Annotated in this window: 16 protein-coding genes and 1 pseudogene; 7 read left to right on the top strand and 10 right to left on the bottom strand. The window is 68.0% G+C overall.

Going from position 1 to position 22242, the window contains the following annotated elements:
- Nucleotides 1-316, bottom strand: a 316-nt coding sequence (locus K4B79_RS03585; protein WP_232024717.1) for an IS3 family transposase, incomplete at its 3' end; no start/stop codon positions are given.
- On the bottom strand, nt 313-621 hold the full coding sequence (locus tag K4B79_RS03580) for a transposase (RefSeq protein WP_232024716.1): 309 nt from the start codon (nt 619-621) through the stop codon (nt 313-315). The genes K4B79_RS03580 and K4B79_RS03585, both read right to left, overlap by 4 nt.
- A gap of 348 nt (nt 622-969) precedes the next feature.
- Here K4B79_RS03580 and K4B79_RS03575 point away from each other — a divergent pair, with 348 nt between their 5' ends.
- Nucleotides 970-1422, top strand: a complete 453-nt coding sequence (locus tag K4B79_RS03575) for an ImmA/IrrE family metallo-endopeptidase (protein ID WP_232024715.1) — start codon at nt 970-972, stop codon at nt 1420-1422.
- Nucleotides 1423-1661: 239 nt separating this feature from the next.
- On the opposite strand, the gene K4B79_RS03570 is transcribed toward K4B79_RS03575, so the two are convergent.
- Complete coding sequence (locus K4B79_RS03570; protein ID WP_232024714.1) at nt 1662-2030, bottom strand: mCpol domain-containing protein; 369 nt, start codon at nt 2028-2030, stop codon at nt 1662-1664.
- 166 nt (nt 2031-2196) lie between these two features.
- On the opposite strand from K4B79_RS03570, the gene K4B79_RS03565 reads away from it, so the two are divergent.
- The gene (locus K4B79_RS03565; protein ID WP_232024713.1) at nt 2197-3471 is read left to right on the top strand and encodes an IS256 family transposase; all 1275 of its coding nucleotides are present in this window, start codon (nt 2197-2199) and stop codon (nt 3469-3471) included.
- Between the two features lie 616 nt (nt 3472-4087).
- On the opposite strand, the gene K4B79_RS03560 is transcribed toward K4B79_RS03565, so the two are convergent.
- Nucleotides 4088-4753, bottom strand: a complete 666-nt coding sequence (locus K4B79_RS03560) for a 2'-5' RNA ligase family protein (protein ID WP_232024712.1) — start codon at nt 4751-4753, stop codon at nt 4088-4090.
- A 316-nt stretch (nt 4754-5069) separates the two neighbouring features.
- Here K4B79_RS03560 and K4B79_RS03555 point away from each other — a divergent pair, with 316 nt between their 5' ends.
- Nucleotides 5070-5570: a hypothetical protein gene (locus K4B79_RS03555; RefSeq protein WP_232024711.1), complete on the top strand. Its 501-nt coding sequence runs from the start codon at nt 5070-5072 to the stop codon at nt 5568-5570.
- 129 nt (nt 5571-5699) lie between these two features.
- Here the strand turns inward: K4B79_RS03555 and K4B79_RS03550 are convergent, their stop codons facing one another.
- Nucleotides 5700-13196, bottom strand: a complete 7497-nt coding sequence (locus K4B79_RS03550; RefSeq protein WP_232024710.1) for an FG-GAP-like repeat-containing protein — start codon at nt 13194-13196, stop codon at nt 5700-5702.
- Between the two features lie 424 nt (nt 13197-13620).
- Here K4B79_RS03550 and K4B79_RS03545 point away from each other — a divergent pair, with 424 nt between their 5' ends.
- The 4 genes and pseudogenes from K4B79_RS03545 to K4B79_RS03530 form a co-directional block, all read left to right on the top strand.
- Entirely contained in the window at nt 13621-14604 is a 984-nt protein-coding gene (locus K4B79_RS03545) for a pentapeptide repeat-containing protein (RefSeq protein WP_232024709.1), read from the top strand.
- 244 nt (nt 14605-14848) lie between these two features.
- Nucleotides 14849-15415 carry a hypothetical protein gene (locus K4B79_RS03540; RefSeq protein ID WP_232024708.1) on the top strand — a complete coding sequence of 189 codons (567 nt, stop codon included), beginning with the start codon at nt 14849-14851 and terminating at the stop codon, nt 15413-15415.
- A 100-nt stretch (nt 15416-15515) separates the two neighbouring features.
- Nucleotides 15516-16034, top strand: a complete 519-nt coding sequence (locus K4B79_RS03535; RefSeq protein ID WP_232024707.1) for a hypothetical protein — start codon at nt 15516-15518, stop codon at nt 16032-16034.
- Nucleotides 16035-16491: 457 nt separating this feature from the next.
- Nucleotides 16492-16704 (top strand): annotated as a pseudogene (locus K4B79_RS03530) (peptide-methionine (R)-S-oxide reductase); the annotation flags it as partial.
- On the opposite strand, the gene K4B79_RS03525 reads toward K4B79_RS03530, so the two are convergent.
- The 5 genes from K4B79_RS03525 to K4B79_RS03505 are packed head-to-tail and all read right to left on the bottom strand — an operon-like array spanning nt 16664 to nt 22221.
- Entirely contained in the window at nt 16664-17746 is a 1083-nt protein-coding gene (locus K4B79_RS03525) for an MBL fold metallo-hydrolase (protein WP_232024706.1), read from the bottom strand. The pseudogene K4B79_RS03530 and the gene K4B79_RS03525 sit on opposite strands and share 41 nt — an antisense overlap.
- Nucleotides 17747-17788: 42 nt before the next feature.
- Nucleotides 17789-18646, bottom strand: a complete 858-nt coding sequence (locus tag K4B79_RS03520) for a DUF6282 family protein (protein ID WP_232024705.1) — start codon at nt 18644-18646, stop codon at nt 17789-17791.
- Nucleotides 18639-20522, bottom strand: coding sequence for an isocitrate/isopropylmalate family dehydrogenase (locus K4B79_RS03515; protein ID WP_232024704.1), 1884 nt, complete (start codon nt 20520-20522; stop codon nt 18639-18641). Before K4B79_RS03515 ends, K4B79_RS03520 begins: the two co-directional genes overlap by 8 nt.
- Entirely contained in the window at nt 20519-21292 is a 774-nt protein-coding gene (locus tag K4B79_RS03510) for an alpha/beta fold hydrolase (RefSeq protein ID WP_232024703.1), read from the bottom strand. The genes K4B79_RS03515 and K4B79_RS03510 overlap by 4 nt, the downstream gene beginning before the upstream one ends.
- Nucleotides 21289-22221 carry a hypothetical protein gene (locus K4B79_RS03505; protein WP_232024702.1) on the bottom strand — a complete coding sequence of 311 codons (933 nt, stop codon included), beginning with the start codon at nt 22219-22221 and terminating at the stop codon, nt 21289-21291. Before K4B79_RS03505 ends, K4B79_RS03510 begins: the two co-directional genes overlap by 4 nt.
- Between the last annotated feature and the right edge of the window lie 21 nt (nt 22222-22242).

The raw sequence follows: 22242 nt of genomic DNA, 5'->3' as shown, positions 1-22242 counted from the left end.
GGGAGCGCGATTTCCGTCGCGTTATCCCGGCGATCTGCCTCTCCCGCATGATCCGCGCGACCCGTTTACGGTTCACGACCTGCCCGCGACGGCGCAGTTCGCGGGTGATCCGCAAGGCGCCGTAGGATCCCCGGGAATCGGAATGGATCTCCCGGATGCTGTGTGCCAGCGCCTCCTCGACGCCAGCTTTCTCCTCCCGGGCCTCCTTGTTCTTGTGCCACGTGTAGTAGCCGGACCGGTCCCAGCCCAGGACGTCACACATCCGCTTCACGCCGTGGGCGTGCCGGTGCTCGTCGACGAAACGGAAGCGGATCACCGTGTCGTCTCCCGCGCGAAATAAGCGGCAGCTTTCCGGAGGATCTCGTTATCCTCCTTGAGCCGGGCATTCTCCCGCCGCAGGCGTTTGAGCTCGTCCTTCTCGGCGGGGGTCATACTGGCGTCACTCCCGCCGTCCACGTCCTGGGCGCGGGCTTTGTCCTCGCGGATCCAGTTCCGCAGCGTCTCCAGATGGATGCCCAGGCTCCGTGCAATGTCGGTGAGGGTTCGGTCCTTCGAGGAACGCGCCAGGTCCACTGCGTCCCGCTTGAACTCTTCGGGGTAATTCTTCCGCTTTGCCACCATGGATCACTTCCCCTGGATGACGAAACATCCAGCGTCCAGGTGTCGGAATCCCGGGGGTCACTCCAGGGCTCAATCGCACCTCGATCAGCAACATTGAGAAGGGGCGTCAGCGGGTGGCGCTGCATATGCTCTTCGAGTTCGCTGCCGCACTGCGTGTGGAGCCGGAGTCGCTGTTGCCAGCCCCTGAGGGCCACTCGGACGTCCTGGACGAGCTACCGGAGGATGCACGCGGCTGGGCGCAGAGCGTGCTGGCAAACGCCGAGAAGGAGACAGGTCGTGGCTAGGCGAGCAGAGCAAGCGGCTGGGCGTCTCCTTGCTGAGGCGGGCGGGACCGCACCACCAGTCAGCGTGGAGCGCCTGGCGGCTCACCTCGGGGTCATCGTCTCCCGCAGTGCATTCAAGGACGGGGACGTCTCCGGCATGCTCATCCGTCAGGACGGCAGGCAGCCGGTGGTGGGCGTCAACGATGTTCACTCAAGCCACCGGCAGCGATTCACGATCGCTCATGAGCTGGGGCACTATTTGCTGCACCCGGGACGAGAGATCGTTCTTGACCGGCCTGTCCGGGTCAATCTCCGAGACAAGACGTCCAGCATGGCGACCGACCGTGAGGAGATCGAGGCGAACGCCTTCGCGGCGAACCTATTGATGCCCGCTGACCTGGTCCGTTCGGAACTGCAACGGCTGTCTGCAGTCATACGCCAAGACCCAGAACGCTGTGCCAGTGCGCTAGCAGTCATCTTCGACGTCAGTGACTCCGCCATGGGGTTCCGCCTCATCAACCTCGGCCTTGTGAGCTGACGTCATCCGATGGGATCGACACGAAGTGACCCGGAGGGAGACGGGCCGCGGTTGGAAGGCTTCATCGGTGTGCTCCCCGGCTCGTGGGCTGAGTGTGCGTGGATCGAAAAACCCGGGAGGTTGGGCGATGGAGTGAGTGGACCGACATATGAACGTCGCCCTCTGGTTCGCTATCAGGGGTTGGAAAGCGAGTGGAGGGCGACGGCATGGAGGTGTTGAGGTGAGGAAAGTTGCGGGTACTACTCCGCCTCATCGTGGAAGCGGATGATTTGGCACTTGCCTGACGATTTCGCCATCCTGAGGGCCAGAAAACTCCGGCGAGGAGGTGACCCCACTCCCGCCGAGAATGTGAGAAGTCCGGGATTTTGTTCCTTTTCTAGCGTCTCGACTACTAGGTCGATGCTGGCATCTTCAATTTCAATCAAGATGCTATCTCCTCCAGTGTGAACTAGAGAAACACCCGGCAATTCGGTCATGCGGTCAGCCATTCTCTGGAGTACCCTACTAATCATTCTGGATGATTCGATAAATCCTTCTACGTTGTTTGCCAGAATGTATTTTTCAACCTTGTTTCCCACATTGTCGCCGTCGATTATCGCAAAGGCCATACTGGTCTCTTGGCTTCCGGTTCGTGGCGGTCGGTTGCGTCCAGGGAAGTGGTGTACGGGTTCGACCTGATGCGGGGGTTTGCTCCGGCATTGGGATGGTGCCCGCATAGATGAACGGCCACCGGCTGATCTTCGAAGTGTCGAAGCCTCGAAGGAGATCAGCACGATGACCGCGCCAGACAGTCTGCCCCTGCACGCCCTCGCCGAAGACAACCTCGCCGCGGCGAGTCCGGACCTGCTGCGCGCGATGGTCAAGACGTTCGCCGACGCGCTCATGTCCGCGGAGGCCGATGCCCTCTGCAATGCCGAATACGGGCAGGTCAGCGACGAACGCGTCAACCACCGCAACGGCTACCGCCCGCGCGAGTGGGACACCCGGGCCGGCACCGTCGAACTGGCCATCCCCAAGCTCAGGTCCGGCAGTTACTTCCCGCACTGGCTGCTGGAGAGGCGCCGCCGGGCCGAACAGGCCCTCATCTCGGTGGTCGCCACCGCCTACCTGCTCGGCGTCAGCACGCGCAGAGTCGAGAAGCTCGCCGAGTCCTTGGACGTCACCCAACTGTCGAAGTCCCAGGTCAGCGCGATGGCCAAGCACCTGGACGAACAGGTCGCCGCGTTCCGCAACCGGCCCCTGGACCAAGGGCCTTACGCATTCGTCTGGGTCGACGCACTGACCCAGAAGGTCCGCGAGGGCGGCCGCATCATCAACGTCCACGCCCTCATCGCAGTCGGCGTGAACGCCGACGGACACCGCGAGATCCTGGACATCGACGTCGCCTCCAGCGAGGACGGCGCCGGCTGGCTCGCCTTCCTGCGCTCCCTGGTCGCCCGCGGCCTGTCCGGCGTCCAACTGGTCGTCTCCGACGCGCACATGGGCCTCGTCAACGCGATCGGGGCGACCTTGCCCGGCGCGAGCTGGCAGCGCTGCCGCACCCACTACGCCCGCGCGTTGCTGAGCCAGGTCCCCAAGTCCGCCCAGCCCTGGGTGGCCACGCTGCTGCGGACCGTCTTCGAACAGCCCGACACCGACGCCGTGAAGGCCCAGATGCGGCACGTCCTGAACGCTCTGGAGGCCAAGTTCCCCAAGGCCGCAGCTCACTTGGACACCGCTCAGCACGACGGGCTGGCATTCACGGCGTTCCCACGTGAGATCTGGCGGCAGATCTGGTTCAACAACCCGCAGGAACGGCTGAACAAGGAGATCAGGCGTCGCACCGACGTGGTCGGCATCTTCCCCGACCGCACCGCTCTGATCCGCCTGGTCGGCGCGGTGCTGGCCGAGCAGAACGACGAGTGGACCGAGGCCCGCCGCTACATGGGCCTCGAGCTCCTTAGTCGCTGGCTCTTCGGGCTGTCCTCGCATATGCCGATCTTGGCGGCTTCCAGGCGGGGGTTGATCACGAGGTCGAGCAGGGCCGGCCGATTGGGCTTGAACCCATAGTCGGCACAGGAAGCACACGGCCCGCTCTGGAACCGCATGTTCAGGTTGGGCGTGCAGAAGTGGCCCTGGGCAAGGCATAGGCCGGGCCACTTCGTGGCGTCGTTCTCGTATGCGATGTCGGGCAGGGGCTTGTAGCCCCAGGCTCTGGCAATCCGCCGTGCCTCCTGCTCGGTGAACCGCTTCTTCCCACCACAGTGCTCGCAGCCGCCCTGACCGGAGCGAATATTGTCCAGGCGGGGTTTGTCGACCACGTTCCAACACCGCATGCGCCACCCACGGACCGGCTGCTTGATGTCGTGGATGAACTCCATGGGGAGTATGCGGCCACAGCTGATCATCTCGGCGCGGCGCTCGTTGGCCCGGCGTCGGGCGCGGCAGTGCTGGCAGGCTGAGTCGCCGCGCAGTGCGCGCACCTGGCTCAGGTAAGTAGGGAACGGCTTGCGGCCCGGACACGTTTCGATGAGGCAGCGGACGAGAAACGGGATAGATGTTCGTCCCGGGTACTGCTCGACCGGCTCGCAGTTGGCCAAGGCGAGTTCCGTCGTCGCTCCGGCGTGATCGGCCTTCGGCCGCTTGGATGGCCTGGCGGCGCGCTGAGACTCGGGGGGAACCAGCATCACGCAGCCGCTCCGGAGTCCCCGAGGAGGGGAACGGTGGCCAAGGTGTCGCACGTGATCGTCTTCTTGGTGTCGTTCGCGACAACGTCAACGAGAGCGATGCTGTCTACACGCAGCGGGGCGTGGCTGGGGCGGACGCGTCGGACGCGTCGGTGGATCTGGTGGAAGTGATCCAGGGTGACCTCGGCGATGGCGTAGGACTCGGTCAGGTGGAGCACGCCAGTGTCGTATGTGGTGGCCTCGGGGCCGCGCACGAGCTCAAAGGCGCGGGTAGTGGCGGCCCGTAGGTCATCGAGCGGCTCGTCCGGTCCGAGATCAAGAATCAGACCCGAGGCGTACGGGAGAGGGCTGCCGACCGTGATGGTAAAGGGGGCGATGGCCTTCATCTGCTCGGTCAGTGCGGCGACGAGGGCCTGCCGCTCGCCTTCGGGGATCTCGGAGGCGGGCTTTTGGCTCAGTTGGTAAAGAGTGATGTGAAACCACTCGTCGCCGATGTGGGTGAGAGGGTCCGCCCTGGTTGCCTCACGGACACCCCGGATGAGTTCGGAGAGCTCCGGTTGTAGTTCAAGATCAACGGCGACGTACGCATGCAGGAGGACGGCGTGCTCTCCGTTTTCCAGTGGTCTTTGCCCTGTTGGAAGGTGAATGGCTTCATGGCGACTCAACGTACCCAGCCGACTTCGAAGTGCGCTGCTGTAATGGGAAGGTGGGCCGGTTCGGGCTGAGCTGCGGGCGAAACGCCGGCTCCGCTCCCAGCGGCTGCCCCCGGGGCGCTCTGTCCTTCGTGGCCTCGACAAGCAGGCAAGGGATGCGGATTCGACCGCGCCACCATGCTGTGCGGGGTGCCGGTAACCAAGGCCGAGAGCCTGCGTACCGGCGACGGTGGAGGACCCGCCGTCGGAGGCGATCGGGCCCCGGCGATAGCGGTGAACCTATTCACCGGACAGCGAGGCCCACCTTGCGTCAGCATGGAGCATGTCTGTGCTGGCGTACGTCACTCTGACTCTACTCGTCGCTTCATTTGTTGGAGCCGGATCGTTGTACCTGGTGCTCAGGCGACGTGTGTTGAGGGGTATCCGCACCCCTCGTTCCCCTCTTGACGACGAGAACTACCTCCTGATCAAGACGCGGAGGGCGAGCCTGGATGCGAAGGTCTTCACGATAGCCCTCATGGTGGTCATTCTGGGGTGCGCCCTGGTCGTCTATCTCGGCGTGTACGACCTGTTTCGCAGTTGGCAGCACCACGGTCACTTGACACCGCCGGACGCCCCACAGGCCGTGACTGTCTTCCTTGCCATTCTCGCGGGTGTCACCGCAGCGATTGCGGCACTTGCAGGAGCATGGGAAAAGATCATTCGTGCACGAGGTGAGGTTCAGGCGCAGCTACGTCTCGCAGAGAACGACAATATTCGAGCACTAGCCGAGAGAGAGCGGGCGCACCAGGGCATACCAATTGCGCCTACCGGTTCAGATCAACAGTGACTCGCACACGATTCTCAGACCTGCCCACAGTCATGCCGCTGTGTGTCTGTGAGCCTCGCGCATTTTCCCCTTTCTCTCATGGTTTGCCTGGGAGGCAGGCTTTCGTGCGCGTTCCAGCGGAAGTGGATCCTAGTACCGCTCGTACGGCCCGACGATCCCGTATTTCCTCTTCATCCGTTCGCCGATCTTGAGGACGTCCGCCGGCGTCAGGGCCCCGTAGCCGGGGCTGGTGACGATCTCGAACCATTCGGCGTTCCACCCCGCCCGGTGGATCGCCTTGTGCTGCTCGACTCCAATACTGACGGTGAAGTCGTGGATATCGATGCCCTTCTGCTTGAAGTAGGAGGCGAATGTCTGCGGGAAAACATGATGCTTCTCCCACCCGTTGGCCAGGTCGTACGCCGTCGGGCCGCCGGGCAGCGCGGGATCGTCGTAGGGATCCGTGGCCCGGTCCGACGGGAAGTCCGCCGGGGTGTGCGGTACCGGGTCGAGGACGGGCAGTTCCTGCGTCTCTTCTCCGATCGGTACCCAGTCCTTGAGTGGTTCCCGAATGATCCGGTCCACGTCCTGCTGCGCGAGGAATCGGGCATGGGTGGCTGGGTCCCCGGCGGGTGTGGACCACAGCACGATCCCGAGAGCGCCGAGTCGGGCGGCGCCGACAGCGAATTCGAGCGCGGCGGCCCTGCTGATCCCGGCGAAGATTCCGGGAGCGGGCTCGAAGCCGCCGCTGGGGCTGGCGCCCGGTGTGGTGCCGGTGGGAGGGCTCGGTGGCGGTCCGGCGGGGCTGTTCGGCCGTAGTGGCACATCGACCGGTGTCTGAATGGAGGGTGTGGGGGGCTGGGGTGGTGCCCAGGTCGGCACGACATACGGCTGGGGCATCCACCCGGGGTCCACGTTGACCGAGATCTCGAAGTAGAAGTCTTCCGACTCGATTCGCTGGTGGACACCGATCGGCTCGTGGCCGTCCGGGTCGGTGTAGTCCAGTGGAGCGTTGTAGGCGTAGGAGTAGCGGTTGAGTGCCTGCGGGTCGTATGGCCGCGGCACGACGGTGTCGGCCGAGACGAATTTGGCAAGCTCGGGGTCGTAGTATCGGGAGCCCATGTGGATCAGACCGGTCTCGTCGTCCGGCTTGTGCCCTGCGAAGCCGGTACCGCTGCCTGCCTGCCCGGCTGGTCCGTGCGGCGCGCCGTACGGAGCGTAGTTGGACCTGGCGGTCACGGTGCCGGAGGCGTCGGTGGTCATCCGGGGGGAGCCCAGGACGTCTTGGTGGTGGAAGGAGACGTCGTTGCCTCGGCGGGTGGCGATCAGGCGCGGGCCGGCGTAGTACGAGGTCACCATCTGCCCCGCCGCGTCGAACTCGACCAGTGGCCCCAGGGTGTCCACCGTGCCGTTCGGTCCGGTCTTGCGGACTCGGTCACCGTCCGCGTCATAGACGAAGGTCGTCTTCCCGGCGGGGGTGGTGGCCGAGGCGAGGAGATTGTCGTCGGTCCAGCCGAGTGTCCGGTCCACGCCGGTGGTCTGGTTGCCGTTGGCGTCGTAGGCGTACGTGGCGGGTGCCTGGCCCGATACCTCGGTGACCGCGTGGACGTGGTGCGGGTCGTCGTAACGGTAGGTGCCGGTCTGCGAGTGGGAGATCATGTTGCCAAGTTCGTCGTACTCGAAGCTCTGTGCGTGCGCTCCGGTGACTTCCAGCAGCCGGTTCAGCTCGTCGTAGCGGAAGTTCTGCTTCTCAGGGTTGGGGTTCCGCGAGACACGGTGGTCCGTCCGGCCGACCAGGTCGTGGCCGTATGTACTGTGGAACAGCTCGTTGTGCGCGAGGTCCTCGACCCTCTCGGTGCTGATCCATTGCCGGTGCGGGTCGTAGGTGAGAAAGGCTTCGGTGTCGTTGGCGTAGCGCAGCCGTTCGAGCCGGTCATGGGTGTCGTACCCGAGGGAGGACACATAGCCGCCGACGCTCTCCAGCCGTCCGGCCGGGTCGTAGGTGTACGTCACCAGTTCGGACGTCGCCGTAACGGTGCCACTTTGATCCGGATACCGCACCGATGCCAGCCGGCCGGGCGCGTCGTAGGCGGCCTCGGTCTCCGCGCACCGCAGCTGGACACAGATCCTGTGGAGCGTGACATGCCCTGCGGTGTCGTACGTGAAGTCGTGGGTGGCGGTGCCGTCCGCGTTCTCGGTGCGGGTGATCCGGCCCGTGCTGGCACCGTTGGGCTTGCTGGTCAGGGGGCCGATGTCGTAGAACCACCGGTCACTGCGGGGTGTTCCCTGGGGATCGTGGACCTTTTCGGTGAGACGTCCCAGCTGGTCGTAGCGGAATTCGAGCCGTTGCTTCTTGGCGTCGACCTGCCAGTCGGGCAGGTGGTCCTGGTCGTCGTAGCCGATGGTCCAGCAGCCGAGGTCCGGGTCGCAGCCGCCGTGACGGCGGCCGAGGGAGTCCCACTGGGTCGTCGTGGTGTTCTTCCGCGCGTCGACCGTCTCGACGAGGCGGTCCAGCGCGTCGTACGTGAAGGTCGTGTCGTAGGAGCGGAGCTGGCCGGTGATGGTGACGAACTCGCGCACCCGCTCCACGTTGTCGAATCCGTCGCGGAAGAGCACCCGATCGTGCTTCAGCTCGTCGGTGTATGTCTCGGTGTTGTTGCCGAAGCTGACGGACCGGTGGCTGCCGTCCGCGTGCTGGATCTGCCTGGCCCGCAGGCGGTAGTCGTAGGTGTAGCGCTCGGTGGCCGTGCCGGAGCCGGGCGTCGCCCAGGCGGATTCGGTTTCGACGCGGTCCGTGGCGGCGAAGTACGTGAGCGTGCGCTCCGCTCCGCTCGCGCGGCGCAGCAGGATGGTGCGTCCGAGTCCGTCGACATACTGCTCGATGGGAAGGCCGAGCAGGTCTGCGTTCGAGGCGGACAGGCACTGTTTGACGATGACCCGCTGGCTGCGGGTGCCCCAGCCGGGGTACTGGTAGTCCTCGCAGCCGCCGCCGGGGTAGTCGACGTGGCGGATCCGCCCGTGCGGCTCGTAGCGCCGGGTCGTGGTCTGCTGGTCGGGCCCGCGTGAGACCGTGGGCTTGCCGAGCGAGTAGTTCCACTCCTGGCCCTCGCAGTACGTGGCATTGCATTTTTGAACGGGGTACAGGCCGTACACCGTGTCGTAGTCGGTACGGGACCAACGCCCGGTGGGTCCGGTCACTTTTGTCGGGTTGCCGTACGAGTCGTGGTCGACGGTGGTCGTGGCATAGCTCTTGCGCACGCTGTCCCACACGTCCAGTTTCGCCAGGTCCCCGACGAGCGGAGGCTGGGTGTAGGCCGTGTTGGTGTCGTACACGACCTGGCTGCGCGTGACGCGTAGGGGCTGGGCGCCGGAGGTGTCGAGGACCTCGATGGCGGCGGGGAGCCCGACGATATACGCAGTGATGTTGGGTTTGAACAGCACGGTCTGTTCGCGGTTGTCCTTCCTTATGTCGTCGAGGTTGTCGTGGTCGGAGTCGGCGAACAGCCCGTCGCGGCGGGTCGAGGTGATGTTGCCGTACTGGTCGTGTGCGTACTGCGTTGACAGGGTCCGGCAGCCGTCGGCCTCGCACTGTTCCCGGCGTTCGGTCAGGAGCCTGCAGTGGTGGGGTGGTGGATCTTTGGTGCTGGAGTCGTCGTACGTGTAGGTCGTGGTGTCGGAGGGTGCGCCGCCCCCCGTTTCGCTGATGGCCACCTTGAGCCGGGCCTTGGCGCAGCCGGGTGTTTGGGCGTAGTCCGTCACTGTGCGGCTGTACTCATTGGTCGCGGTGACCGTCGCGAAGCCGAGGAACCGGTGTTCGGCCGCGGACCAGCGTGCACCCTCATACCGGAAGGCGGTGGTGGAGTCCGGGGCGGCCGAAGGACCGGCCGGGCGGGCAAAGGTACGGACGGCCGCGACGACGCGGCGCACCGAACCGGCGGGCATCGAGGCATGTGTCCCCGTGGAGGAGCGGTACTGCACCTCCACGCTGCCGCCGAGCTCATTGGTGTGTCCGACGAGCCGGCCGTCGTCGTAACGCGAGCGCAGGGCGAGGAAGCGGACCGTGTCGGCGTCCTTGCGTACGATCGCGAGGTCGTCGCGGCCGTCGGCGTTCTCGTCGGTGGGCCGCATGTTCCGGGTGTCATGGACCGGGACGCCGAGATCCCAGTCGGCGGCCGGGACGGCTTCATGGCTTACGGCCCAGCTGCCGTGGCGGTTGAGCAGCGTCCAGACGTGCAGCTCTGTGCCGCTCGCCGCCGCGGTGACCGTCGTCAGGTCGGAGACTCCGTCGCCGTCGAGGTCGGTTATCCGCCACGATGCGCTGTCGCCGGGCCCCGCCCCGTTGTTGATGTCCACGGGTACGGAGTCCACGTCCCAGGTGCCCCGGCCGCGCGAGACAAGCTGGTCGATGCGCAGATGACCGGTGACTCCGGTGGGACCGGTCGTCGGCGGCAGGGACTCGACGCTGAGCAGATCGGTTTTTCCGTCGGGATTGAGCTGGGCTGGCTTCCAGTCGGCGGTGTCCGTGCTCGGCAGTTGCCGCGTATCGGTCAATGGCAGCCAGTGCCCGTCACCGCGCGACAACAGGGTACGGACTTCCTGCGTCGCGGCTCCGGTGAAGTGCACATGGACCAGGTCTGCTTGCTTGTCACCGTTGACATCGGCAACGCGCCAGGCTGCTCCGTCGTCCTCCCCGCCGCTGCCGAACTGCTGTTCATTGACCGCTGTCCACTGGCCGTTCCCCGCGGACAGAAGAGTTCGAATCATCACGCCCGATGCGGTTGCCGCGGTGTGGGCGAGGTCGGTGTCGCCGTCCCCGTCCACGTCCAGGGCCTTGAGCGACCACGTGTCTTCGAAGGTCGCGCCGGGCCAGGCGGTACCGGCGATGCCGGGCGCCGGCGTCCATTGGCCCGTGCCGTCCGACAGCAGCGTGTGGATGCGCACCGCCGATGCCCCGGTTCGGCTCTCTTGCGCGTACGGGCAGACCAGATCGGCTTTGCCGTCCGCTCTGATCTGCGGTCCGCCGACGTCGATGGTGAGGCAGCGACCTGGTGCCCGGTCGTCGTAGGCGGGCAGCACATCGTCGATCAGCAGCTGATTGAATGAGGTGCTGTTCCTCAGGGCCGTGTAGATCCGCAGGCCGGGGTTGGTGTACTTCACGAACACGCGATCAGCCGCGCCGTCGCCGTTGACGTCGGCGTCGTGCCAATTGATGGTGTCCTGACCGTCGGTGTTCCAGGTCGGTTTGACCCGGAACGAGGCGATGCGCATGTTGTTCTGGGCCGTGTGCGGGAAGACGCCCGTCAGGTCGGCCCGGCCGTCGCCGGAAATGTCGGTGAGGAAGTACTGACCGGTGAGTCCCTCCGGGCACACGATGCGGTTCCCGACCCCGGAGGAACGGTCGGGGCAGTCATGAGTCCAGTCGGTGGGTGCAGGATGGACTGCCTGAAAGGTGCCGTCCTTCTTGGAGATCAGCCAGGTGGCCCTGGTCCGCGAGGGCCAGTTGGGGTTGCGGTAGCTCGTGGGCGCCAGGATCGCCACATCGGTCGCGGTGTCACCGTTGGTGTCGCCACTGATCCAGTGATTCGGGTAGGAGTGCTCCTGCAGTGCGAAACTCACGCCCAGGTTCGTGTACTCCAGAGGCAGAGTGGTGTCCTGCCGGACCACCCGGAATGCGCCGCGCCCGGTGGACAGCAGCGTGAACAACCGGAGCTTGGGCTGTTCCGTCACCACGGCCAGCGGTTTCTCGCCGACGACGAGGAGGTCCGTGCGGCCGTCGCTGTTGAAGTCCCCGGATTGCACCAGGTCGGTGCCCACATCCCCGTACAGCGTCAGATCCGGCTGATCAACTGAGTTGACCCAGTTAGCGCCGGTGAGAAACGGTTTGAGACCCTTGAAGGTGCCGTCGCCGAGCGACAGTGCCAGGTCGACCGCTGCCTGGTACTTCGGGCTGGTGTTGGGATCGACGTTCTGCCGTACATGGGCCAGGTCGGCGCGGTCGTCGCCGTCGAAGTCCCCGACGAACCAGTGCGCGGCATCGCGCGGGTTGTGTGTCCAGTGCGGATCCGTCACAGGGTGCGGGTCGAGCCCGCCGCGCCCCGTCGAGAGTGCGACGAAGAACCGGGCCTCGTCCTTGGGAGGGGATGCGGTCGTGCGGTGGTGCAGTGCGGCCATGACGTCTGCACGGTGATCGCCGTTGGTGTCGGCGAGGAACCAGCGGCTCTGGGGGGCCCACTCATCGACCGCCGTCTGGACCGTGGACACCGTCCGGAAGGGGGCGGTGGGACGATCCTGGGAGACGGCCGTGGTCAGCAGAACGCGGCCGACGGTGGGGTCCCAGCGCGCGAAGGCGAGATCGCAGCGGCCGTCACCCGTGACATCACCGGGCATGGCCCGCCACTGGGGACGCGAGGCGTTTCCCCAGTCCCAGGACAGCAGCTGGGTCCGGCTGGTCCAGGTGCCGTCGCGCTGGGCCTGGGCCACGCGCACCGAGGCCCGGCCGTTGTCCTCACGGCCCACACCCAGCATGTCCTGGCGGCCATCGGCGTCGAAGTCGCACGGGAACCACTGGACGCGCACGTCCTGCTGCCAGAGCAGGCCGGGCAGTGGGGCGCCGTTCCAGTCCTTCTGTCCGGGGACTCCGCCGTTGTTCGGCCATGGACCGGTGAAGTGAGCGTGTCCGACACCGGGGGTCCAGCCGCTGCTGCCGGCAGCCCGGAACGTCCTGGCGGGCAGGGGTGTCGTGCCCATGGTGTTGATGGCACCGTCGGCCGCGACGACGGCATCGTTGCCCCATTGCTGGACCTTCTCCAGCAGCACCCGGTCGGGACCCGACTGCGCCCGGTAGGACAGTCCGTACACACGCACCAGGCTTCCGGCGTTGTCGACCTCGATGGTCCTGAGCCGTTTGGCAAGGATCCCCAACTTCTGGCCCGTGGCGTAGGTGGTGACATCGGGCCGCAGTTCGTAGAAGAAGACGATCGCGCTCTTCAGGGCGTCGGGCGAGTTGCCGTAACTGATCCTGGTGAGGTAGCACTCCCGCACCCCGTCACAGCTGTAGTCGTACGTCACTTCGTTGCCGTGCGTGTCGACGCGACGCGACAGCGCCCACTGGTAGGTGACGGCCGAGCTGCCGATGTGCTGGGCCGTGTAGATGCTCCGGGTCCCGTTCTTCGCGGTGATGACCCAGCTGTCACCCTCTTTGAGGATGCGTGTGTAATTCTCCTGACGCGTGGAGTGGGTCCCCCCGGAACTGCAGCTGGGGCTGGCCCTCGGCTTCTGCTGGGTGCACGGCACCAGCTCGGTGCCGTCCAGCACGAAGACATCGGCTGCGTCGTCGTAGACGGGAGTGCCACCGCCGCTCCCGGCACGGACGATGTGCGACGTCGCGGAGAGCCCCCAGCCGGGCCCCGCGAGGCCGTTCGGGGCGTCGGAGCCGTACGACAGCGAGACTTCGGGCTCCAGGCCGCGGAAGGCCGGCACCGCGATCGGGATGCTCGTCGCGTACGCACCGTCCGGGCCGGTCTCGGCGCGCGCGGTGCCGCCCAGCAGGATCAACGTGCCCCATACGATGCCTGCGGCCAGGGCACCGAGGCGCAGTACCCGCCGGACGAGCACCGATAAATCGCCTTGCGGCTCGCAGGTTCTCACGCGAATCACCTTTGCAGGGAGGTCCCAACGGATCCGGCGAACTGATCGGAATGCGACGGTACTCCGGCCGTTCCGCGGCAGCAGCTATTCCGCTCATGCCGGTATGGAACGGCCATTCAGGGGCGGCTGGGGCCCGTGTGTCCGATGTCCATCGCCGCTTCAGGAGATGAAGCCGCTCATCACACGGACGCCGACATTGCCGAAGCGGCTTCGCCCGGTCACGCGGCGCCCGCCAGGCCCGATGGAGCGCCGCTCTGCCATGGCAGGTGCTGGTGACGCGACCGGGGAACGAACCGCTCGTGCATTTTCTCCGCACCACGTGTGTTGCTTGCGCCAGGTCAGAACCGGATCCAGCCGAGGAGGTCAGCCAGCGGGAGGAACTTGACACTCCCGCCCTGCGGCGGAGTCGGCCATGCTAAACCGCATGAAATCGAAGATAAAGCGGATCGCCTGGGGCGTTGCCATCCCCCTCATCGTTACCGGATTTGCTCTGCTGCTATGGAAGGGCCCGTGGTGGTTCGACGGAGCCCACCTTCGCCACCACAACCTTGAGCCAGCTGATGGTGTTGTCATTACCGGATTTCGCACCGCTCTCGTTGCGCTCGGCGCCGGCATCGTTGCGGGAATGGGCCTCTACTACACGCACGGCAATCTGGAACACACCCGCAGAAAGGATCGAGAACAGGCCGACCTAGCACGCGAGGGGCATGTCACGGACCGTTACGTGGAAGCCATAAAGCTTCTTGCGTCGGAAAGCCTCACCGAGCAACTGGGGGGCATATATTCACTGGAGCGCATTATGCGTGATTCAGAGAGGGATCACGCTACGGTTGTAGAAGTCCTTGCCGCGTTCATTCGAAACCACGCCGGTTGGGTCCCCCCAAGGCGGAAGGTGGTTAAGCATCTTCCGCCATCCCTGCGGCATATCGAGCATCGGCCGTTGGAGCAGGTGCAAGGAGCCCTGACAGTCCTCGGTCGCCGACCCGAACGGCCAGACAAAGAGCATCGCTGCGATCTCAGCCGAACGGACTTGCGAGGGGCTCGCCTGGGGGGCGCCGCGCTGCAAGGGGTGAATCTGGCGCAATCCCACCTTGAGAGTGCTGATCTCAACTTCGCAGACCTATCGGGGGCCTACCTTGCGGGAGCCTATCTGGCGCAGGCGAACATGGTGGCCGCAACATTGTCCGGTGCAAGTCTAGACGGCGCAGATCTTTCGGGAACGGATTTGTCTGGCGCCACGATGGAGCAGACGGAACTCAAGCATTGCAATCTCAGAATGGCGACAGGGGTGACCGTGGATCAAATCGTCAAAGCAAAAATATATGAATCAACGCGGCTTCCGTCTCACTTAGTAAATGAGCCACGGATAAAGGCACGCATACTTGATTCCAGAGGCTCGTACCTTTGAGTTCCGAACGGTCGGCGGGTTCAGGCTGGTTGGACACGGGGCGGCCGTCTGGAAAACTGTCGCTGAATCTCCTTCTGCTATCACAATTGCTGAGAGGTTCGCGTAGCCGAGTGACGCGTGCCCCGAAAGAATTTTGCGTTCAGGCGTGGCGTAACTGCGGCAGGAACCGTCGCGATCAACGCTCCGCCCAGCTACCGCTGATCCTTATGGTGCGGATCCGGCGGGGCAGGCGCACGCTGAAGTCATGAACGACAACGACGCCTCGGGCCCGGCCCGGGGTTCGTCGGAGCAGCCTCCGCCCTGGGGACCACAGCAGCCGCCGCCCGCCCCGCGCAGATCGAGATCGGTGAAGGGCGTCCTGACCCACACGGCAGCCGCCGTCCTCGGCCTCATCATCGGGGCCGTCATCGGCTCGGGCGGCGCGGACGACTCCGACAGCAAAGGCAAGGACACCGCGCCGTCGGCGATGGTCACGGTCACCAGAACGGCGACCGAGACCGAATCAGCCCCGCCCGCCGAGGAGACACCCACCCCCACTCCGAATCCCACCAGGAAGGCCCCGGACGGTGAGATCCCCGGCGACGGGACGTACATCGTCGGCGACGACATCAGGCCCGGCACATACCGCACCGACGGCCCTGAAGAGTCGGTCATCCCGAACTGCTACTGGGCACGGCTGAGCGGAACCTCCGGCGAATTCGACGAGATCATCGCCAACGCGAACACCGCAGGCCCCACCACCGTGACGATCTCCGCCAGCGACGGGGCATTCCAGACCACGGGGTGCAAGACCTGGAAGCGGACCGGCTGACGGCAACCACCCCGCGCCCGTCATGAGGCGGGTGGGCCTATCGCTCACCCAGGCCGTCGCACCACCGTCCCTCCGGCACGCTACTGCCTCTGGGGTGACCATGAGCAGTGACTATCCGCCCCCGCCGACCGACCCGCCCCCGCTCCCGCACCACCGCTCCAGGACCCGGCGCGTGCACCCGCTGCTCGTCGCCCTGGCGGGCGCCGTCCTGGGGGCCGGCGCGATCGGAACCGTGTGGGCCATCGTGGGCGGCAGCGACAACACCGTCATGAAGAGCCCGAGCAGCGCCGAGTCCCAGGCCCCGGGCACGTTCGCCCTCACCGGGACATTCGAGCTCACCGACGGTGTCGTCGCCGACGGCCTTGGTGGATGCACAGGTAGCGACGGTTACGACGACATCTTCGAGGGCGCGGCGGTCACGGTCTACGACGGAGCCGGCACGGTGATCGCCACAGGCCAGCTCGGCGATTCGACACTGGACAGCGACCGCACGTGCAGGTTCGGGGTGGCGGTCGCGGACGTGCCTGCCGGCAAGGGCGTTTACAAGGTGGAAGTCTCCCACCGCGGAACCGTGCAGCTGACCGAGACCGAGGCGCAGTCCGGAGCCTCGCTGGGCTGACCGGCCCGGCGTCGTCCTGAGCGCGCCTGTCCCGCCCGACGCGGCTGGGTGCAGCGCGTCTTGGGGCAACAGCGCAATCAAGCGATGGCTGGAGCGTGTCAATGTCTCGCGACTGCCGCGGGCAGTGCGACCCGCAGTTCGGCCGGGTTCCCCCCCGCCGCCTGCAAGCGGGTGGGCAGAGGCGAAGGGCTTCATGGTGAGGCTTTACGAGACGAGATGGAGGACCTTCTCCGTCGTGAGCGCCCAAAGAGCCCGCGGGCGCGGCCGACCTGGCAGCCCGGTGGCGGAGCTGTGCGGACCGTCTCGTCGTCGGCGCCCGCGGCGTCCAGGAGGCGGCGTGCAGAGCTCTCACAGCGGGCGATGCTGAGCAGCACGTGGGTCGCGGACAACCGTAGGCGCAAGGGATATCCGGGGCCACGCAATCCTCTACGCGTCGCCGAACTGCTCACCCGCCACGACCGGCTGGCCGTCCTTCTACGACCCGAAGGACACCGACGCCGTCGAGCTGATCGAGGACCGCTCCCACGGCATGGTCCGCACCGAGGTGCGCTGCGCCCGCTGCGGGTCGCACCTCGGGCATGTCTTCGAGGGCGAGGGGTATCCGACGCCGACGGACCAGCGGTACTGCATCAACAGCATCTCGCTGCGGCTGACGCCGGACGAGGGCTGAGCCCGGCGGGGGGCGCGGGCAGGCGGACCGGGTGGGGCAGCAGGGGCCGGGCGGGTTCCGGGCGCCATCCGGCCGCGCCGGTGCCGTCGCGCACGACGCGGCCGAAGGTCTGGTCGCCGAAGTGGAAGGCGAAGGCGTGGGTGCGGGGAGCGAGCAGGTGGTCGAGGAGGCGCCTGCGGGCCCGTAGGACGCCGTCGATGTCCACGTCGGGTCCGGAGGCCCACTCGGGGTGGGTGAGCTGGGCCGGGGTGTGGAAGGCGTCCCCGAGGACGAGGATCCGGCGTCCGCCCGAGGTCGAGATCGCGTACGTGGTGTGCCCGGGGCTGTGTCCCGGGGTGACCAGCGCGGTGACGCCGGGCCACACCTCCTCGCCGTCGTCGAACCGTCGTAGGACGCGCGACATCGGCACCATGAACGCGTCCCGGGACGGGGCACCCACCTTGATCTCGCCCCGCCAGAAGGGTCCCCATTCGGCGTCCGCCACCAGGTAGTCGGCGCGCGGGAACGCCTTGCGCATGCCGTCGCGGTGCCGGACGAAGCCGAGGCCGGTGTGGTCGGTGTGCAGGTGGGTGAAGGCCACGGTGTCGACGGCCCGCGGCGACACCCGCAGGGCGCGGAGCGTGCTCAGCAGCGCGCCGCCCCGGGAGACGCCGAGTTCCGGGGCGAGGACGTTGCCGCCGAGGCCCGCGTCGATCAGCAGTTTCCGCCGGCCCCGCTCGACGAGGACACCGCCCACCGAGGCGGCGATACGGCCGGACGCGGTGAGCGCCTCGGGGTGCTCACGCCAGTACGCGGCGGGGACGGCGGGGAGGAATCCCTCGGGGTCCAGCTCCAGGGCGCCGTCCACGACGTAGGTGAGCCGGACGTCGTCCAGGGTCAGGGTGCGGACGGCGGACTGGTGGTTCAGCGCGCCGATGTCGGGCGTGCGCGCCACGGCCCGTGCCGGTCCTGACGTGGCGCTCAGGAAGGGGACGGACAGTGCTGTGGCCGCGAGCGCGGTGCGCAGCAGGGCGCGGCGTGGGGGAGCGAGGGGGTCGGTCATGGTGAGGGCTCCGGTTCGCGGTGCCGGCTGGGGGCCGAGCGGTCAGGGCGCCAGCAGGCTCGAAGGATTGGCGGAGGTGATGGCCCGGACCTGGGCGGGGCTCAGCCCGGCCGCGTCGAACCAGCCCCGGCTCGTCTCCAGCCACTCCGGCAGGTCCGGTTGGTTCGGCTGGCCGAGATCGGAGCTGAAGACCACCCGGGGGTGCGAGCGGACCACCTCGGCCAGGTGGGGCACGTCCCGGTGGCCCAACAACAGGGTCAGCGCGGTGAGTTCGACGAACAGGCCGGGGACGTCGGACAGTTGTGCGAGGTCCGCGGGGGTGAGGCCGGACATGGGGTGGGTGGCGTGGGTCAGCAGCAGCCGGGGCAGCTCCAGACGTACCGCCTCGTCCACGATCCGCAGCGTCTGCTCCCGGTCGCAGTGACCGGTGGCCAGGACGACGGGCAGGTCGCGGGCGGCTTCGAGTACCTCGCGCACCTCCCGCCTCAGCCCGCCCGTGCCGTCCAGGACGCCGTCGCCGCGCCACCGGTCGGCGTCCAGCAGGGGGTGGAACGGCTCGCGGCGCAGCGCGGACCGGTGCGCGGGCCCCACCAGGGTGGGGAGATGGACGACCAGCCGCGCGGGACTGTCCGGCCCGTGGGCGTAGACGGCCTGCTCCACGACCCGGGGGCGGACGCCCCCGGCGAGGTCGTTGAGCACGACCGTGCCGGAGACGGGCAGCCCCTCCTCCCGGGCCTCCCAGGCGCTCGCCGCCGTGGACCCCAGATGGCTCTTGATCACCACCCAGCCGTCCACCGCCGCGTACGCCCGCCCGGCGCCGCCCGTCGTCAGACGGCGCCGGTAGAGGTCGGGTCCCGCGTGGTAGTGGACGTCCACCAGCCGGGGCGCCGGCTCACGCATCGGCGGACCGCTCGCCGGGGCCCTCCCACGGCTTGGCGTAGCCGAACCGGCGGCGGGCCTCGTCCAGGCGCAGTCCGGTGCCGACCGCGTCCGCGATGGCCGACTCGGTGCGCTCCACGCGTTCCGCGCGCTCGGCGACCTCGGCGGCCCGCTCGGCGGGCACCACGAGCACACCGTTGTCGTCGGCGACCACGACGTCCCCGGGACGCACGGTCACGCCGCCGACCGTGATCTCCCCTCCGGTGGCCGCCAGTTCCACCCGGTTCTTGCCGCTCACCATCGTGGCGCCGGTGCTGAACAGCGGGTATCCGGCCGTACGGATCTCGGCGATGTCCCGGGCCGAGCCGTGCAGCGCGGTTCCGCGCACCCCCCGGCTCCGTGCCACGGACGTCAGCAGCGAACCCCAGTTGGTGCAGCTGGTGCTGCCGCCGTTGTCGACCACCACGAAGGATCCCGCGGGCACCTCGTCCAGGTAGTTCGCCGCGTTGCGGAACCTCCCGTCGGAGGTGTCCACCGGCTGGTAGGTGACGGTGTACGCCAGTCCGGCCGTACGGGCGCCGGGCACGCGCGCGGTGATGCCGGGGAGCACCCCGGCGATGCCGAGGCTGTCCAGCGCGTCGGAGACCGAGGCGGTGTCCAGCACGGCCAGCCGGTCCACCACCTCCATGGGCACCGGTGCCGTCGCGGCCCGCTCCCCTCCCGCGGGCCGCGTCGCCGACTCGCCCCGCGGGTCCGCGAGTTCACGGGCGACGGCCTCGGCGACCCGCCGGGTGCCCGCGCTGCCGCCCAGGTCGTAGGTGACGGTCGTACGGGCCCGTGCGACCGCGCGTACGGCGGCGCGCAGGTCCTCGCCCGGTACGGCCAGGCCGAGATGGTCGAGCATCTGCGCGACGGTGAGCAGCATCGCCATCGGGTTGGCCCGGTCCTGGCCGGCCATGCCGGGGGCGCTGCCGTGCACCGGCTCGAAGTAGCTGCCGTGGTCGCCGATGTTGCCGCTCGGCGCGAGACCGAGGCCGCCCATGACGCCGGCGCCGAGGTCGGAGAGGATGTCGCCGAACATGTTCTCGGCCACGACGACGCCGAACCGCTCCGGCCTGCGCACCATCCACAGGGCGACGGCGTCCACGTTGAGGATCTCGGTCTCGACGTCCGGGTACTCGCGGGAGATCGACTCCAGGCGCTCCCGCAGATGGTGGCCGCTGTGCCGCAGGACGTTCGGCTTGTCCACGACGGTGAGCCGACGGTGGCCGTTGGCCTCGGCGTACGCGAAGCCGAAGCGCAGCAGCCGGTCGATGCCGAACCGGGTCTGCAGGCGCAGCGTGACGCTGGTCCCCTCGGGGCCGGAGGCCTCGGCGTTGGGGTGGTCGCGCACGGTGTTCCACAGCGCCTCGTCGAGCCCGTGGACGTCGTACCCGGCGTACAGGCCCTCGGTGTTCTCACGGATCACGGTGAAGTCGAACCGGCCGTGGTCCAGGTCCGTGACGGGGCGGATGTTGGCGTACAGGCCCAGGCGCTGGCGGAGTTGGATGACCGGTGAGACGAACGTCCGTCCGGTGCCCCGCAGTTCGGGGGACAGCTCGGCCTCCGCCTCGCGCAGCGGCTTGCTGGTGATGGCGCCCAGGAGGCAGGTGTCGGTCTCCTCCAGGAGCTTCCAGGTGCGCTCGGGCACCGGGTCGCCCTCCTGGCGCCAGCACTCCCAGCCGATCTCCCCGAAGCGGAGGTCCAGGGGCAGACCGAGCCGGTCCACGGTGTCGAGGGCGGCGGAGACGACCTCCGGCCCGACGCCGTCGCCGGGGAGGACGGCGACGCTCTTGCGCTGCTCGGTGGCCTTCGGTGCCTGCCGGTCGGCGGCCGGCTGCTCGGGTGCCGGTTTCATCGGAGTCCCTTCTCCCACAGGAAGTTCTCGACGAGCGAGGACACCTCCGCGGGCTGTTCGGCGTGGGGGCGCATGCCGGCCCCGGGGGCGACATGCACGGTGTGGTGCGGTGCGGCGGCGGTGTGCCGCTGGGTGACGAGCTGGGAGTGGCTGCCGACGACCTGGAGCAGCGGGCCCCGGTGGGCCCGTACCGCGTCGGAGACGTCGAGTCCGCACAGCAGCCGCATCCCGGCGGCCAGCCTCCGGCCGGCCTCCGCGTCGGCGGGCACGGGCTCGGCCTCGCCGTCGGCGCCGGGCGCGCCGTGCGGCAGGACCCGCTGGTGCAGCAGGGCGAGTGCGGCTCCGGGGCGGTCGGCCGCGGCCAGATCGGCGATGCGGGTGAGCCGTTCCTCCAGGACCGCGTCCGTGCGGGCGGGGCCCGACACGAGCAGGACGGCGGTGGCGGGATCGACGTCCGGCAGCAGGGCCTGGGCCACCGCGCCGCCCAGGGCGTTGCCGCAGAGCAGGTCGACGCGGCCGAAGTCCGGCAGCAGCGCCCGGCAGCGGGCGACGAGGGCGGCCATCGAGTCCACCGACTCGTCCCAGAGGGAGAGCGTGTCCACCACGGTCACCCGGAGCCCGGCACCGGCCAGGGTCCGGATGACCGGAGCGAAGAACGCCCCCTCGTCCCAGCGGGGTGTCACCGGGGCGAGGACCAGGGCGTGCGCCGTGCCGACGGCGGTCCGCGGTCCGAAGACCGCCGTCGGCACGGCCGGTCCGGCGTGGGTCACCGGGCGCCCGCGAGGGTGCGCGCGGTGGTGATCGCCTCCCCGTGCTCGCCGAGCAGGGCGGCCCGGTGCTCCACCGGCAGGTCGTAGCGGCCCAGCACCAGGTCCGGCAGCGGCAACGAGGGCCGGCCCTCGGGGATGTTGGCGAGCAGCAGCTCCGCGAGCTCCAGGACGGGGGCGAGGTCGAGCCGCGCGGAGGCCTCCGGGTCCGTCCGGTCGAGGTGCGCCAGCCACTGTTCGGCGATGAGGTTGCCCGGCCCCTTGCCCATGCCCTGGATCGAGGAGTCCATCCAGGTCGCGCCCGCGTCGACGGCGCTGATGGCGTTGGCGAGGGCGAGCCCCAGGTTGTTGTGGGCGTGCAGCCCGACCGGTCCGCCGGTGACCGACCTGGTCAGGGTGGTCAGGTCGGTGGTGTCCACCGGGGAGAGGCTGCCGTTGGAGTCGGCCAGGTAGACGAACTCGGCGCCGGCGTCCGTCGCGGCGGTCGCCGCCTCGACCACCTCCCGGCCCGCCCACTGGCTGATCCGGGCGAAGTTCACGCCCACCGTGAACCCGATGTCCCTGGCCTGGCGGATGTAGTCGAGGCCGGCCTCGTAGCCGTGGGCGGGCAGGATGACACGGACCAGGCGGGCCCCGGCCGCGTACATGGCGGGCAGGTCGTCCCGGGTGATGTTCTTCGGGTGGAGGATCATCGCCACCCGCTCGGCGCCGATCTCCTGGGCCACCGCGGCGATGTACTCGTCGTCGCCCCGGCCGGTGAGCCCGAGGTTCGGTATCGGCGCGAGCGAGCCCTTGCGGTAGGCGATCTCGATCCAGTCGAACCCGGCCTCGACGCTCAACCGCGCGTGCTTGACGGCGTATTCGAGGGGGAAGGCGAAGCCGTTGCGATAACCGCCGTCGCGGAGGGTGACGTCGATGTTGACGATACTCATGAGGTCTCCAGAAGGCTGACG

The sequence above is a fragment of the Streptomyces lincolnensis genome (assembly GCF_021173675.1).
Classification (GTDB): domain Bacteria; phylum Actinomycetota; class Actinomycetes; order Streptomycetales; family Streptomycetaceae; genus Streptomyces; species Streptomyces lincolnensis_B.
The sequence above is the reverse complement of the archived record's forward strand: the minus strand, read 5'-3'. Positions and strand labels throughout refer to the sequence as shown.